Source organism: Mesorhizobium sp. M0601 (genome assembly GCF_040320845.1).
GTDB lineage: Bacteria > Pseudomonadota > Alphaproteobacteria > Rhizobiales > Rhizobiaceae > Mesorhizobium.
On the sequence record NZ_JAMYQK010000036.1, the window covers coordinates 35,181 to 50,538 of the forward strand.

The 15,358-nt window shown below is 63.7% G+C and carries 15 protein-coding genes; 8 read left to right on the top strand and 7 right to left on the bottom strand.

Going from position 1 to position 15,358, the window contains the following annotated elements; translation table 11 throughout:
• Positions 1–53: 53 nt before the first annotated feature.
• The 6 genes from NKI41_RS25560 to NKI41_RS25585 all read right to left on the bottom strand — a co-directional run bounded on the left by NKI41_RS25560 (position 54) and on the right by NKI41_RS25585 (position 6,361).
• Positions 54–956, bottom strand: a complete 903-nt coding sequence (locus tag NKI41_RS25560) for a DMT family transporter (RefSeq protein WP_352685586.1) — start codon at positions 954–956, stop codon at positions 54–56.
• A complete protein-coding gene (locus NKI41_RS25565) occupies positions 953–2,170 on the bottom strand; it encodes a pyridoxal phosphate-dependent aminotransferase (RefSeq protein WP_352685587.1) in 1,218 nt (405 codons plus the stop codon). Before NKI41_RS25565 ends, NKI41_RS25560 begins: the two co-directional genes overlap by 4 nt.
• Positions 2,171–2,176: 6 nt before the next feature.
• Positions 2,177–3,463, bottom strand: a complete 1,287-nt coding sequence (locus NKI41_RS25570) for an alanine racemase (protein WP_352685588.1) — start codon at positions 3,461–3,463, stop codon at positions 2,177–2,179.
• Between the two features lie 25 nt (positions 3,464–3,488).
• Positions 3,489–3,944: a hypothetical protein gene (locus NKI41_RS25575; protein WP_352685589.1), complete on the bottom strand. Its 456-nt coding sequence runs from the start codon at positions 3,942–3,944 to the stop codon at positions 3,489–3,491.
• Between the two features lie 26 nt (positions 3,945–3,970).
• The gene (locus tag NKI41_RS25580; protein ID WP_352685590.1) at positions 3,971–5,569 is read right to left on the bottom strand and encodes a zinc-binding metallopeptidase family protein; all 1,599 of its coding nucleotides are present in this window, start codon (positions 5,567–5,569) and stop codon (positions 3,971–3,973) included.
• A 201-nt stretch (positions 5,570–5,770) separates the two neighbouring features.
• Complete coding sequence (locus NKI41_RS25585; protein WP_352685591.1) at positions 5,771–6,361, bottom strand: TetR/AcrR family transcriptional regulator; 591 nt, start codon at positions 6,359–6,361, stop codon at positions 5,771–5,773.
• A gap of 200 nt (positions 6,362–6,561) precedes the next feature.
• On the opposite strand from NKI41_RS25585, the gene NKI41_RS25590 reads away from it, so the two are divergent.
• From NKI41_RS25590 to NKI41_RS25625, 8 genes are all read left to right on the top strand, one after another.
• Positions 6,562–7,476: a polysaccharide deacetylase family protein gene (locus tag NKI41_RS25590; protein WP_352685592.1), complete on the top strand. Its 915-nt coding sequence runs from the start codon at positions 6,562–6,564 to the stop codon at positions 7,474–7,476.
• Between the two features lie 81 nt (positions 7,477–7,557).
• Positions 7,558–8,388, top strand: coding sequence for an ABC transporter substrate-binding protein (locus tag NKI41_RS25595; RefSeq protein ID WP_352685593.1), 831 nt, complete (start codon positions 7,558–7,560; stop codon positions 8,386–8,388).
• 39 nt (positions 8,389–8,427) lie between these two features.
• Positions 8,428–9,264, top strand: coding sequence for an amino acid ABC transporter permease (locus NKI41_RS25600; RefSeq protein WP_352528264.1), 837 nt, complete (start codon positions 8,428–8,430; stop codon positions 9,262–9,264).
• On the top strand, positions 9,264–10,061 hold the full coding sequence (locus NKI41_RS25605; RefSeq protein WP_352685594.1) for an amino acid ABC transporter ATP-binding protein: 798 nt from the start codon (positions 9,264–9,266) through the stop codon (positions 10,059–10,061). The genes NKI41_RS25600 and NKI41_RS25605 overlap by 1 nt, the downstream gene beginning before the upstream one ends.
• A gap of 50 nt (positions 10,062–10,111) precedes the next feature.
• Positions 10,112–11,344: a hydantoinase/carbamoylase family amidase gene (locus tag NKI41_RS25610; protein ID WP_352685595.1), complete on the top strand. Its 1,233-nt coding sequence runs from the start codon at positions 10,112–10,114 to the stop codon at positions 11,342–11,344.
• On the top strand, positions 11,341–12,993 hold the full coding sequence (locus NKI41_RS25615) for a 5-guanidino-2-oxopentanoate decarboxylase (RefSeq protein WP_352685596.1): 1,653 nt from the start codon (positions 11,341–11,343) through the stop codon (positions 12,991–12,993). Before NKI41_RS25610 ends, NKI41_RS25615 begins: the two co-directional genes overlap by 4 nt.
• 164 nt (positions 12,994–13,157) lie before the next feature.
• The gene (locus NKI41_RS25620; RefSeq protein WP_352528271.1) at positions 13,158–13,517 is read left to right on the top strand and encodes a RidA family protein; all 360 of its coding nucleotides are present in this window, start codon (positions 13,158–13,160) and stop codon (positions 13,515–13,517) included.
• Positions 13,518–13,630: 113 nt separating this feature from the next.
• Positions 13,631–14,533, top strand: a complete 903-nt coding sequence (locus tag NKI41_RS25625; RefSeq protein WP_352685597.1) for a DMT family transporter — start codon at positions 13,631–13,633, stop codon at positions 14,531–14,533.
• Between the two features lie 59 nt (positions 14,534–14,592).
• Here NKI41_RS25625 and NKI41_RS25630 read toward each other — a convergent pair whose 3' ends face one another.
• Positions 14,593–15,345, bottom strand: a complete 753-nt coding sequence (locus tag NKI41_RS25630; protein ID WP_352685598.1) for an SDR family NAD(P)-dependent oxidoreductase — start codon at positions 15,343–15,345, stop codon at positions 14,593–14,595.
• Between the last annotated feature and the right edge of the window lie 13 nt (positions 15,346–15,358).

Consider the following 15,358-nt stretch of genomic DNA (forward strand, 5'->3'; position numbering starts at 1 on the left):
ATATAGAACTGTATTCTTATTACGGGACACTGTGTTGCGTTGGACCTTTCCTGTCAAGATGATTCTTGGCCGGCTTCGGTCTTTTCGGCAGCGGGCGCGGCGACCGCGCGGGGCAAGGCGAGGACGCCGCTGAGAGCTATCGCGCATGTCCCCGCAAGCATCAGCGCGTCGGGAAATTCGCCGAGCAGAACTGCTCCGGCGATCAGGGCAAAAGGGATGGCGCTGTAGCGATAGGGTGCGATCGCCGGCAGCGGCGCCGAGCGCACCGCCACGATCATCAGCAGGTTTCCCGCGGCGACCAGCCCCCCCAGCATGCCGATCAGCACCGCGCTCTCCAGATCGACCGCACGCCAGGTTTCGCCGGATAGCTGGGGGATGGAGATGACGGGAATGGCAAGGGTGGCGCAGGTGGCGACAACGAGCGAGGGAACGCGCTGTGCGCTGCCGCGCGTTATCACGTCGCGGGTGGTCAGGAGCACGATAGCGGCAATGCCGAAGAGAAGGTGTATGCCGACGCCCTCCGCCGAGGGGCGGGTGATCATGACGACCCCAAGCAGCCCGATGGCCAATGCCAGGCTCTGGCGGCGCGTCATCACGTCCCCGAACATCAGAACCCCGGCGACACTTGTCAGAATGGGCACGAGCTGAATCAGGGCGGTGATCGTTGCGACCGGCATGCCGACCAAAGCCATTACAAACATCACGCTTGCCATCGCATCGCATAAGGCGCGCAGCAGGACGGCTGGGCGAAGCGCCATCCAAAGCTGCCGGCCGATACCCAGTACCAAGCCGAGGGCGAGCAATATTGCGCCGCCGATGCAGCCGCGCAGCAGCATGACCTGGGCGGGGCCCAGCCGCTCCGCCAGGATCTTGATCGTCGCATCGTTGGCGGCGAACAGAGCCATGGCAAGACAGACCGTCACGATGCCGCGGGTCTGCGCCCCAGCGCGGATCATGCCGGTGACCTGGCCGCCATCCAATCGGCGAAGCCGCCGCAGGCCGCCCGCAAGTCGTTGGGATCGCGCGCGAAGCAAAGACGGAAAAAACCCTCGCCGCCCAAACCGAAAGCGGAGCCGGGGGCCAGACCGACGTCGGCCTCGCGGATTAGCGCGCTGGCGAAAGCGGTGGAATCGCTCACGCCGTCGACGCGGAAGAACAGGTAGAAAGCTCCGGGCGGCGCGAAGTCTATGCCCGGGAGTCGCGCCAACGCACCGGTGACGATGTCGCGGCCGGCACGCGCCCTTTCCATGAGCGCGGCGAGCGCGACCTCGCCCTGGTTCAGCGCCAGTGCCGCGGCGCGCTGCATGAAGACGGCGACACCGGAGGTGGCGTATTGGATCAGGTTTTCGACGGCAGGCCCGAGCGCTTCGGGCGCTTCGATCCAGCCGATCCGCCATCCGGTCATCGCCCAGTTCTTGGAAAACGTGTTGACGAACAACACCCGGTCGTCGGCAGCGACAACGCTGTGCAGCGACGGCGTCGACCGCAGCGCCATGTCATAGGTGAAGCGCGAATAGACCTCGTCCGCTATAATCCACAGGCCGTGGCGCCGGCAGAGATCGAGGATCGCGCCCAGTTCGGCCTCGCTCGCCGTCCAGCCGGTCGGATTGGAAGGCGAGTTGAGGAACAGTGCCCGTGTGCGCGGCCCGATCGACCGTTCGATGTCGTCGAGATCCATGTGCCAACCGGTCGAGGCGAAATGCAGCGGCACCTGGCGCGCCACCGCGCCCGCCACACCGACGGCGGCGGCGAAGTTCGGCCAGGCCGGGGTCGGCACGATCACCTCGTCGCCTGCTCCCGCCGTGAGACGGATTGCTATCTGAATGGCCTGCATGCCGGATCCGGTCGCGAAGAACCGCTCGGCGCGAAATGGCGCGCCGAAGAGCCCGCCATAGAGCCTGTCGTGATAGGCGCCGAGCGCGCCGCGAAGCTCGGTCAGCCCCGCCTGCGGCATATAGAAGGTTTCGCCACGGGCGAGCGCGGCGGCTGCGGCTTCGCACAGGAAGGCCGGCGTCGGTTGGTCGCCTTCGCCGACCCAGAGCGGAATGATGCCGCTGCGGCCGAAGCCATGGCGCATCACTTGGGCGATGCCGCTTGCCGGCGCCGCTGCCGCTTCAGCGCTCAGCCGCGCGCGCCAGTCGGCGGAGGAAAGTCCCGAGATCGACGTCATGGCCGGCTACCCGAAGTAAGTGGGATGTACCGCGCTCACCCGCCCGTCTGGACCCACGCCCCAGACGAGACGCCAGCGGTCGATGCAGGTGCAGGGGTGAGAAATTCCGAGCGAGACGATGTCGCCGACAGCGAGTTCCGTCGCCGGCGGCAGTGACATGAAAGCGTGCTGGTCGTTGAGCCTTTCGATCGTGCAGCCGGCGAGCGCCGCCGCGACGAGCCTGCCATCGCGGTAAAGCTCCAACGGCACCGGGAGACCTTGGTCGACAGGAGCGTCCCTCATCCCGAAACCGAGGATCGCCAGGCCGGGCTCGGGCCGCGAAAGCACTTCCGCCCAGAGCTTCAGGGCGGGACGGAAGGAGCCGGAGGGGCCGTCAGCGTATCGGCGCGTCATGGCCGCCATGGCGCGGGCATAGATACCGTGATCGTGAAAGAACAGGGCACCGCTTCTGAGGACGAGCCGCGCCGGCGAGATATCGGCGACCACAGGTGCGAGACGATGCACCACCAGATCAAAATAGGCCGAGCCGCCCGCCGTTATGATCAGGGAGCGGGCTGGATCCATTCGGGCCCGGGCGTGGATTGCGGCATCGGCCAATCGATCGAGGAGCTCCGCAATCGAAGCCTCGACGGCCGGCGCGTCGAAACCCGGCAGTGCAGCAGCCCCTTCATAAGCAGCCACGCCTTCGAGATAGAGACCTTTCGTTCCGGACGTCCCGGCATTGAGCACGGCGTCGATCAGGGCCTGCGCGGCCTGTCGCGAACGCACGCCGCCCCGGCCCCTGCCGACCTCGACGGCGATGCCGAGCCGGGGAAGATCGGCGCGGTCGCGCCAGGCATCGGCCAGCGCCGCCAGACCTTCCGTCGAATCGACGAAGACCGTCAGCTCGGCCTTGGGATAGCGGGCCAGGAGGGTTGCGAGGCGCAGTGCAGCGCCACGGCCACCAATCTGATTGGCCAACATCACACGCGTGATGCCGTGCGAGAGCAGTACCGCTGCCTGCCTCGCATCGGCGACCGTCATGCCGTCGGCCCCCGCAGCCAGCAGGCGCCGCGCAAGTGACGGCGCCATCGATGTCTTCAGGTGCGGAAAGACACCGAGGCCATGCTTTACGGCAAAGCCGTAAAAAGCCTTGGCATTGCTGTCGAACACCGCCTCGTCGAGCGTGAGCAGCGGCAGGCTCATCTGCCCCGCTGCCGGATCGAGGCGCAGCGATACCAGCTCGGCCGCGGTGCCATCTTGCATAGCCGCGGGCATGCCGCGCAGATGGCCGCCGAGCGTCGCGCTGGTCATCGATCTATCCTTCGCCGGAGGGCGATCATTGATGGTCGTAAGGATTTCCGCGCGTCACGAAGGGAGCGATGACGACCTTGCCGGAAGCATCGGCCGAATAGCCGCGCACGCCCGCATAGGCGACGCCGTTGTCGTCCAGAAGCTTCTGAGCTTCCGCTTCCTTTCCGGCGGGCACATAGAGGAAGAAAATCCGTGTGCCATAATCCGGCAATTCGTCGCCGGCCGCCGATGCGGCCTTCCACAACTTGACCTTGGCGGGATCCAGCACCTCCTCGACATCGCCGATCTCGCGCGTCTTTCCCTTGGCGTCGATGACGACGATGTCAGGAAAATACTCACCGCCTTCGGCCGGCACCGACCGTTGGCGTGCCGGTGCATTGGTCAGCGTGACGTAGTCGGCGGGCCAGGTCTTTTGACCTGGAAACGGGAAGCGGTTGTTCGCGACGAACTGCACGACGTCGTCATGGCTGGGAACGGGCATTTTGTTGCTCCTGTCGTTGAAGGAAATCAGAGGATCGACCATTCGCGCCCGCGGGGCGTATCCACCCATTCGGGCCAGTTATAGCCGGTCGGCGCCTGGAAGTCGGGCGGCAGCAGCGGCGCAACCCATTTGGAGCCGCCAATTCCGCCGCCGGTGCGCTCGCGGAACTCGGCTTGCGCGCGCCGCAGGATGGATGGATCCGTCATCAGGTCGAGGATCGTCGTCGAAATCACCTGCGCCGCCTTGCTCCACATCGGATCGATGCAATCCGGATCGCCGTTCATCGCGTGGCGCAGCCACTCGGGATAGCGGGCGCCCGAAGCCGGCGCCTTCAGCGTCGGCCGGGCCACGTAGAGGCGCACCGTCGGCGCATGCCAGGTGTAGTCGACATAGTCGTCGGCCGCATAGTTGAGCTGCCAGGCCGGAAGCTGGCCGCGGAAAGCCGCCTCGGCTTCGGCGGGCGGCGTGAGACGCGTCATGTTATCGATGAACGGTTCCGGCATCGCTTCATGGCCGAGATGCCGCTGGCCTTGCCTTGCGAACTCCTTGGCCTTCTCGCTCCACTGCGGCGCGCCGACGCGTTCGAAGTTGCGGTACGTCGCCTCGGCCAGCGCATGGTTGGGCAGTCCGGCGCGTGTCTTCGTGATCCAGGCCGAGCTTACCGAGCAATGGGTCATGGCCGCCACATGCACTGCGTTGCGATCGAGCACCGTGAAGGCGGCAGCGCACATTTCGAGGGTCGGCGCACGCATTGAATACTGGATCTGCGAATAGGCCGGAGCGAGATTGTCGGCGGCGGCCTGACCCGCGACAGGGATGAATTCATTCAGCGTCCAGGTGCCCGTGTGCGGCAGCATGGATTCCTTCATCAGCTTGGAATTGGTGTACATCAGGCAGACGGCGTCGATGGCGCCGGGAGCCCGCGCGGTGGCGTGCGCATGCGCGACGCTGCCGCCATGGCCCTCATTCTGCCAGGTCTCCGGCGCCTCGCATTCGAAGGTGTAGATCTTGCTCCAATAGGGTGCGCTGGTCGTGTCCCAGAAGACGCCGTTGGTCAGGGCGTTGAAGGAATGCGGGTGGAACGAGATAGCGGCATCGAGCCCGTCATAATAGCCGTGCGCCGCATGGACCGGCTTGGAGCCGCACATCTTCTCCGCCGGCTCGCCAAAGAATACGAGGGTGCCGGCCACGCCATGCGCTTCCATCGCATGCTTGGCGGCAAGGAAACCGGCGAATGAACCCAGGCCGAGGGCCGAGTGCGGGTCGGTGTGTCCCGCGGCGTGCTTTGTCGTGCCCGGGCGCGGCGCGCGGCAGGGCGCCGCCACCTGGGACTGACCCGGCACCGCATCATACTCCGCATAGCCCGCCACAACAGGCCCGCGCCCCTCGCCCGCCGGGTTCGTCCACCGCGCGCAGAAGGCGGTGGGCATTCCGGCCGAGCCCTGCTCCACGTCGAAGCCTTCCGCGCGCAGCCGGTCGACATACCATTGCGACGACCGATACTCCCGCCACGAAGGTTCGTGGAAAGACCAGATCGTCTGGTGATCGCGCGACAGCGCCGCATGGGAAGATGCAAGAAAAGCGAGCGCCGATTTCTGGGGAATGGAGAGAGCTTCGAGAGACATTGTGCACCGTGTTCAGCGCCGCGCTGATGCCGCGCGGCATAGCAATCCCCGACGCCGGGAGCGGGGCAGCCGGCGCTAGGCAAAACCGTCTTTTCAAGGGTGCAGGCGGAGCGGGGCTCGAACCTGACAGCTTGAAGCTATGCTAAGAGCCGGCGTCTCGCAACAGAAATTTGGAGTTAAATCTAAAAATGGAGCCAGCTGCTAATTTTTTGCCTGTGTCAGGGACGTTGTGACGCCCGACAGGACGAGCCGCAAATGCGGCAGCCCGATTTCACGCATGGTTTCCACCTGCATCGCCGGCGACGTGACAAGCTTGGCCAGCGCCGCATTGCCGATCCCGATCAGAATGTCGCACAGCACCGAAATATCCACATCAGCGCGAATCCGCCCCTTCCTCTGATAGTCCGCGAGGATCGCTGAATACTGGCGTCGTATGATGAGGTCGAGCCGACGCGCCGTGCGGTGCGCGACGCCGTCCGTGTCCACAAATTGCGCTGACATCACCACCCGCCAGCATTCCGGAGTCAGATGACGCACGGCCTGATCCGCCAGCAGTTTCTCGAACTCTATGATGCCTTCCATCGGATCGTCCGGCATGTTGGCGATGAATTCGCGTCGCTCTGGCACCGCCGCCCGGATGTGGCGGAGCGCGATCTCCATCAGCAGGTTAGGCTTGTTCTTGAAATAATTGTAGACGGTGGCCGAGGCGACGGACGCCAGTTCGGCTATTTCCTCGATCTTGGTCTCTTCATAGCCCTGATCGCGGAAAAGCGCGTCCGCCGCATCGAGCACCTGCTCTGTGCGTTTGATCTTGTGCTTTTCCCAAAGACCCTTTGCCATCTGCCGCCCTCCGTGAATCAAATCATTCCATCCTTAAACCACGTTCGAGGCGATTATCTACCCTCAACTCAAATAATAGAGTTGACACTAAATTTACAGCGGGCAATATCAAGAGCGCCTAAACAACGCTTTTCAAACCCGTAAAGGCAGGCATGCTCAAGCTGATCGACAACCCTCCGGCATGGCCGAACGGAGCGCGCTGCGCCGTCTGTTTCGCCTTCGATTTCGACGCCGAAAGCCTGCTGCACCTCTATTATCCGGAGGATTCGCGCCGTCGCATCACCCTCTCGTCCACCTTGCGCTACGGCGCCAACATCGCTGTGCCGCGATTGGTCCGGATATGGCAGCATTTCGGCATCCGCCAGACCGTATATGTGCCGGGATGGTGCATCGAGACCTATCCGCGCGCCGTGGAAGCGCTGGTCGAAGCCGGACACGAGATCGGCCATCACGGCTGGCTGCATGAACGCGTCAACAACCTGACGCCGTCCGACGAAGCCAAGGTCCTGCGGGCAGGCATCAAGGCGATCGAAGCCGTGACCGGCAAGCGTCCGGCCGGCTATCGCTGCCCCTCGGGCGCGTTCTCGCCGGATACGCTCAATTTGCTCGTGGACGAAGGCTTTTCCTACGACGCTTCGCTTTCGGGAGACGACGTGCCCTACCTGATCGAAAGCGACCGCGGCGCCATGATCGAATTGCCGTCGGACCACGCGCTGGACGACTGGCCGCAATATATGAACAGCCGCGATTTCAACCATTTGTTGCCGATCCAGTCTCCGGAACAGGCGATGAAGGTTTTTCGCGCCGAGTTCGATGCCGCCTGGGAAAATGGTGGCCTGTGGTCGTCGGTCTGGCATCCTTTCGTATCGGGCCGCCCGGCGCGGGCGCAGGCCATGGTGGACCTATTGGAATACATGGTTGCGAAGGGCGGCGTCTGGTTTGCCACCATGGAAGAGATAGCGGCCCATAGCCGCGGCCTCATCGACCGGGGCGAGTGGTCGCCACGTCGCGAGCGCCTGCCGTTTTGGGAAAAGCCGGTGCCGCAGATCGCGCGTCCGGTCTTGTGACGCACGAAACTGTCAGCCGGTGCGGGTGCCGGCGCAACAGAGAGACAAGCCTCCCGCGTCGTTCAGAAAAAAGGGGAACCTATGCTGAAACATCTAATCGGACTCTCCGCCGTCATGCTGCTCTCGACGGCGGCAGGCTGGGCGCAGCAACTGCCGGAGCGCATCGCCCAGGCCGGCATCATCAAAGTCGGCATCGAGCGGGATCATCCCCCGATGGAATACGTCGATCCGGCATCGGGCGAGCTGGTCGGTTTTGACGTCGATCTGATAAACGCCATCGCCAAGGAGCTTGGCGTGAAGCTCGAATATGTCCATTCCCGCTTCGAGGGATTGACGCCCAACCTGCAATCGAAGCGCATCGACCTGATCATCAGCGGCATGTACGACACGCCTGCGAGGCGCGAAAACTTCGATTTTGTCGACTATCTCAATGCCGGCGCCGTGTTCTTCACACTGGACAAGAATACCGATATCCAGAAGCCACTTGACCTGTGCGGCAAGGTGGTGACGGCAAACCGCGGAACCTCGTATCCGGGCTCGGTCGAAAAATGGAGCACCGAGAACTGTATCCCTGCCGGCCTGCCGGCAATCCAGGTGATCACCGACACGGATATGGCGTCGGAATTCCTGTATCTCAATCAGGGACGGGCCGTTGGATCGGTGCAGGGAACCGAGGCAATCCCAACGGTCCTGGCCAGCAAGGAAGGCCCCTTCCGCACGCTCAGCGGACCCTTTACCAATGTGAAGCTGGGCATCGGTTTTCGCAAGGAAGATCCGGAATTGCGCGATGCGGTGTTGGCGGCTGCCGAGAAGGTGTTCACCGGCGGCAAATATGCCGAGCTGATCGCGAAATGGAAGCTGGGCGCCAGCGCTATCGAAAAGCCCTCGCTGAACGCAGGGGCGGCGCCGTAAGGCGCCTCCATCCCCGTGGTGCTAGGAAAGGGGTTTGCCTTGGAAAGTGTTGACATATCCGCGCTTCCGCACGCGCGACCCCATCACTATGGACGCTGGTTCGGAGCGACGCTTCTTGTCGTCGCTCTGGGCTACATTGTATGGGCCTTCGCGGTCGGCAACATCGATTGGGCCACCGTCGGCGACTACATCTTCCATCCGCGCGTGCTGCATGGCGTGGCAATGACCATCGTGCTGTCGGTGATTTCCATGGCGCTCGGTGTCCTGATCGGCACGGCTACGGCTATCGGGCGCACGTCGCACAATCCGGTCATCTCGATGGCCGCGGCCTTCTATACATGGCTGTTCCGGGGAGCGCCGATCCTCCTGCAGCTTCTCATCTGGTACAATCTCGCGTTGATCTTCCCGGTGATCGGAATCCCCGGCCTCTGGCAGGCTCCGACGGTGACGGTGATGACACCGTTCGTCGCGGCGCTGATCGCCTTCAGCCTGCATGAAGGCGCCTATACGTCGGAAGTGATCCGTTCGGGTCTGTTGTCGATAGATGCCGGCCAGCACGAAGCGGCAAAGTCGATCGGCATGGGCTACGCGCTGACGTTTCGCCGCATCGTGCTTCCGCAGGCGCTGCGCGTGGTCATACCGCCGCTCGGCAACGAATTCATCGGCCTCCTGAAAATGAGCGCGCTGGCCAGCGTGGTGGGTTTCCTGGAACTGACCGGCACGGCGCAGGACATCTACTACGTCAACACCAAGATCATGGAGATGCTATTCGTCGCCACGATCTGGTATCTGGTGATCGTCTCCTTCTTCTCGATCCTGCAGATGTGGATCGAAGGGCGTGTGTCGCGGGGCTTCGTCAACGGAGGCAAACACTAATGGGCGTCGGCGAGCAACTTCCAATCGTGCGCGCGCGGGGCGTCGGCAAGCGATTTCAATCCTTCCATGCCCTCAGCGACGTGAACATGGACGTTATGCCCGGCGAGGTCGTCTGCATCGTCGGCCCGTCGGGCTCGGGAAAGACGACATTCCTGCGCTGCATCAACCAGCTCGAGCGCATCGACGCAGGCTGCCTCTATCTCGACAACGAGTTGGTCGGCTACCGCGTGGAGGCCGGGGTCGTCCACAGGCTGAGCGAGCGAGAGATTGCCCGCCAGCGCCGCGCCACGGGCATGGTGTTCCAGCGTTTCAATCTGTTCCCCCACATGACCGCGCTGGAAAACGTGATCGAAGGGCCGGTGCAGGTCCTGGGCCATCCCAGGGCCCAGGCCATCGCCGAGGCCGAAGCTCTCCTGTCGCGGGTCGGCCTGGCGGCAAAGGCCGGGAGCTATCCCGCGCAGCTTTCCGGGGGACAGCAGCAGCGCGTGGCGATTGCCCGCGCGCTTGCGATGAAGCCGAAGCTGATGCTCTTCGACGAGCCGACTTCGGCGCTCGATGCGGAACTGGTCGGCGAAGTGCTGGCGGTTATGCGCAACCTGGCGAGCAGCGGGATGACGATGGTGGTCGTCACCCACGAGTTGAACTTCGCCCGCGAGGTCGCCGACAAGCTGGTCTTCATGGTCGAAGGCAAGGTCGTCGAAACCGGCACGCCGCGGCAAGTTCTGGACAATCCGGCGGAGCCCCGCACCCGCGCCTTCCTGTCCGCCGTGCTATCGGGCAAGGCCGAGGCCGCGTGAGCGACAGCAGCCGAAACGGCATCCGAAGCAGGTCCAAGAACAGGTATCCGATGAAGCTGGAGATAAATCCCCAACGTCTCCTCGCGGAGCTGCGGAAACTCGCAACCTTCGGCGCTTATCGCACCGGCGTCCATCGCCCGACATTCTCGCCACAGGACATGGCAGCCCGTCGCTGGATCATGGGCCGAATGACAGCCGCCGGCCTCGATCCCCAGATGGATGGTATCGGAAACATTCTCGGCACGGCGTCAGGGCAGCGCCGCAGGCTGCTGGTCGGTTCGCATTCGGATTCCCAGAACCACGCCGGCTGGCTCGATGGTGCGATGGGCGTGGTCTATGCACTCGAAATCGCACGCGCGGTTGCCGAAAGCGGCCGGTCCGATATCGCGGTGGAACCGGTGGACTGGGCCGACGAAGAAGCGCATTTCGCAAGCTTCCTCGGCAGCCGTTCGGCAATCGGGGAGGTTTCGGAGGAGGAGATCGATGCGGCCCGTTGCGCTACGACCGGAAAGCCGCTGCGCCAGGCACTGATGGACGCCGGCCTTGCCGGACGAGAGCGGCTCAGGATCGAACCGGGGAGATATCTCGGCTATCTGGAAGCGCATATCGAGCAAGGCGACTATCTCGACGCCCACGGTCTCGCCCTTGGCGTCGTCACCACCATCGTTGGGATATGGCAGTATCGGCTCACTTTCCGCGGTGAGCGCAATCATGCGGGTACGACGAGAATGGCGGTCCGCAAGGATGCCGGCGCGGCCCTGGTGGCGCTGATCCACCGCATAGAGGAACACTTTCGTGCGCTGGCCGGCGAGCGCACGGTGTGGACGGTCGGCAGCATCCGGCTCGAGCCCGGCCAGGTCAGCATCATTCCCGATCTCGCCGAGATGATGCTGCAATTGCGCGACGCCGATCCGGAGGTGCTTAGGCGCATGGACGCGGCCCTGCGCGACCTCGTGGAGGAAACCAATGCCGCGGGCCCGTGCTCGGCCGATCTGGAATTGGTCAGCCGCTCGGCTCCGCATGCCATGAGCACCGGGTTCAAGCAGGCTCTGGAAAGCGAGGCTGAAGAGGTTGCGCCGGGCCGCGCCATCCAGTTGCCAAGCGGCGCCGGCCACGACGCCCAGATCCTCGCGCAGGTGATGCCGGCCGGCATGCTGTTCGTGCCTTCCATCGGTGGGGTCAGCCATCACTGGGACGAGAACACCCGGGACGAGGATCTCGTGCTCGGGTGCCGAGCGCTTGCCGGCGCCTGCGCCACGCTTTTGACGAAAGCAGCACCATGACAAGTCTCGCGACCTGGATCGTGCAAATGCTTGCAGCCAACGGCGTCGACACCGTGTTCGGAATTCCAGGCGTGCATACGGTAGAGCTGTATCGAGGTCTCGCCGGAAGCGGCATACGACACGTGACCGCCCGACACGAGCAAGGCGCGGGCTTCATGGCCGATGGCTATGCGCGAGTAAGCGGCCGTCCCGGCGTCTGCTTCATCATCACCGGCCCCGGGCTGACCAACATCGCCACGGCGATGGGGCAGGCCTATGGCGATTCCATCCCGATGCTGGTGATCTCGACGGTCAACCCGGCTGGATCGATGGGGTCCGGTGCAGGCCATCTACATGAATTGCCTGATCAGCAGCAGCTCATGACGCAGGTTTCTGCGTTCAGCCACACCATACTGACCATCGACGAATTCCCCACGGTACTGGCCCGTGCCTTCGCGACATTTGCATCAGCTCGCCCGCGGCCGGTTCATATCGAGATCCCGGTCGACCTGCTGTCGGTCGACGCCTCGCGCCTGGACCCGGCGCGCACACTGCCTGTACCGGATCGCCCGGCGGCCGCCGAGTCCGCTCTGGCGGCGGCAGCGAAGGAGTGCGCGCAGGCCTCGCGGCCATTGATCATTGTAGGCGGCGGCGCGACAGCAGCCGCCGATGCCATCTTGGCGTTGGCGGAACGTCTCGATGCGCCCGTGCTGATGACGACCAACGCGCGGGGCATCCTAGCTCAGGATCATCCGCTGGCGCTGCCGATCTGGCCGGGAGGGGACGTCGGCGCATCGGTGATGGCCGCGGCCGATCTGATCCTCGCGATCGGCACTGAACTCGGGCCGACCGATTTCGAGGACCGCCTGGCCAATCACCGTGAGCTGACCGGTCGTCTAGTGCGTTGCGACATCGATCCCGAACAGACAGTGCGCGGACGCTTACCCGACCTTGCGGTGGTTGCCGACGCCCGCGATTTTGCCGAGCGCCTGGCGGAACGCATCGAGGGGCGGAAAGCCGGAGACGGCGCGCTTCGAACGGCAAGGGCACGGGCGGCCGTCACCAACAGCCTGCTGCGAAAGCAGCGCGCTTGCCTCAATTTGCTGGACCTGTTGCGCGATAGCGCGACCAATGCGGTGATTGTGGGAGACTCCACCCAGCCGGCCTATGCGGGCTGCCTCGCCTTCGGTGCATCCGCTCCATCACAATTCTTTTCCTCCGCGACCGGCTATGGCACGCTGGGCTATGCTCTTCCGGCCGCAGTCGGCGCGCGGCTCGGTCGACAGACGGACGGACCGGTGTTTGCGCTGGTAGGCGACGGCGGCCTCCAGTTTTCCCTCGCGGAAATGGGGACGGCCGTTGAGGCTCAAGCCGATATCGTCATGGTCCTCTGGAACAATCGGGGTTACGGAGAGATCAAATCCTACATGGAAGGCGCGGCGATCACGCCGCTCGGCGTGGATATCCACACGCCCGACTTTCGTTTGCTCGCCGAGGGTTACGGTTGGGCGCATATGACAGCCGATGACCCTGCGGCGCTGGCGGCAGCTGTGACGGCCGCCCTCGCCTCACGCCGGCCGACAGTGATCGAGATCGATGAAGCAACCTACGTTGCGGCATTCGACCGCCCCACGCGCCAGATCGACGAAACCGCACAGGCCAGCGGTTGACAGCAGAAGAGCGTTTGGGCATCTTTTCCCTTAAAAGAATATTGTTCTTTATAAAGAATGTGGTTGCTTCGTTGCCCGACCCGTGCTGCGCCATCCAGGCTTCGCGCAGCACCGAACTTAGGGCTCCAATTTGAATGCCCCTGAAACCTGCTCCTGGAGTGAAGATGACCATCGAAAGACGCCACACCAATCAGCGAATGAGTCAGATCGTCGAGTTTCCCCTCTCGGGGAGAATGGTGGTCCTGGCCGGGCAGGTTTCGTCGAATCCCGATCTCGATCTGGCCGGCCAAACCAGCAATATCCTCGACAGGATCGATGCCTTGCTGAGCGAGGCGGGAACGGACAAATCCGCCATCACTCATGCCTATGTCTGGCTTGCCCACGTCACGGATTTCGACGCCATGAATGCAGTGTGGGATGCCTGGATAGCGCCGGGCCACGCACCTGCCCGCGCCTGCGTGGAAGCTCGGCTGGCCGATCCGCGGTTGCGCATCGAGATCCAGGTCTTCGCCGTAAAATCCTGATCCGGCGCGTGGCGCCAGCCCGGCACCGAATTCGCTGTGTTTAGCGCCTGTGCTGGTGCGCGGCGATCGGATAGGCACGGTCGTTCCCTGCCGTTCAAGAGAATGCCCTGAAAGTGTCCGAGCGCCTCATCGCCAGATCCTCCACTCCGCTTCTGGCGGCCGCCGGCATTTCTCTCACCGCATTTTTTCTGATGACCGTGCAGGACGCTCTAGCAAAGGACGTGGTCAGCCGCGTTCCGGGATGGACCATCCTCATGGTGCGCAGCCTGACGGTCGTCGCGGCGATCATGATCTTCAGTCGCCGAAGCGCCACTTCCGGCGTCCTGCGAAGCCACAGCAAGGCTGAACTCACCTTGCGAAGCATGATCATCCTCGCCGCATGGCTCTGCTTCTACCTCGCTGCCGAGACGCTCGCCTTTGGGCAACTCATCACCCTCTACTTTGTCGCGCCGGTCTTCGTGGCGCTCATGTCGGGACCGTTCCTGCGCGAGCCGCTCGTCCCGGCGCAGTGGCTGCCGGTCGGCCTCGGCCTGGCGGGCGTGATGATCGCCAGCGATGTGCCTATGCTGAACGTCACCATCCCCGTTCTACTGGCGCTCGCGGCCGCGATGCTTTGGAGCGTTTCGCTTGTCATGCTGAGGCGCATGGCTGCGAAGGACAGCCCGTTGGTGCAGGTGTTCTACACCAATCTCGTATTCGTGGCCGCAACCGCGCCGACCCTCGGCTGGCTGGCTTACCCGGCGGATGCAAGGGATACATATCTCATGATCCTCTCGGGCGTCCTTGGTGGTCTGGGTCAATATGCGCTCTATTCCGCGGCAAAACGCGCGCCCGCGCACCTGGTGGCAACGTTGGAATATACGGCGCTGGTCTTCGCCTTCCTGATCGGCTTCGTTGCGTTTTCGGAAGTCCCTTCAGTCTCCGTCGTCCTCGGCGCGGCCATCATCCTTGTCTCGGGCGTGCTGATGGTCGCGCTCGAACGCCGGCCGGTGGATTTGCCCGTCGTGAAACTATGATCGGCGTTGGTATCAAATCAGGATAGGTCGGCGTTGCTCTACGGAAGAGAAACGCAGTGCTACCAGCTTACATCGCCACCGTTCGGCGAAATGCTCTGGCCGACCATGAAGCTCGCCTCGTCCGAGGCAAGGTAGACGTAAGCGGGCGCAATCTCATCGGGTTCGGCAACGCGTCGAATGGGAAGCTGCTCCGTTTTCCACTTCCTCCAACCGGCATCGCTGGCCCGCCATGTCGCGGTATCAGTTGGGCCTGGGCAGACGCAGTTGACGGTTATCCCGTGGGCGGCAACCTCCTGCGCGACTGCGACGCTCAGTCCCACCACCGCGGCTTTGGTGGCGCTATAAACAGCAGCGCCAGCCGCCGGCTTGTGCGCAAGTTGTGAGGCCGTGTTGATGATGCGGCCGTAGCGCTGTTTCAGCATCGGCGGCAGTGCCTGTCGCATGCCCAAGGCGACGCCCCGCAGATTGACGTCGATCAGCCTCTGCCAATCCGTCCAGTCCAGCGTGAGGAAATCGCCCGGCGGCTGGCCGATGCCGGCATTGTTGACCAATATGTCGATGCGGCCATGGCGGTCGATGGTCTGTCTCACCGCCGCCACCACATCGGCTTCGACAGTCACGTCGCATTGAAGCGAAAACGATTCGGCGCCGGTCGCCACGACCGCGGCGACAGCTTCTTCCCTGTGTTGAGCCTCACCGCAATCGGCTATCGCGACGCGCGCCCCCTCCCTGCCGAATGCGAGAGCGACGGCTCGCCCAATTCCGAGGCCGGCACCGATGACCAGGGCGCTGCGACCGCTTAGTCGTTGCATTCACGAAACTCCG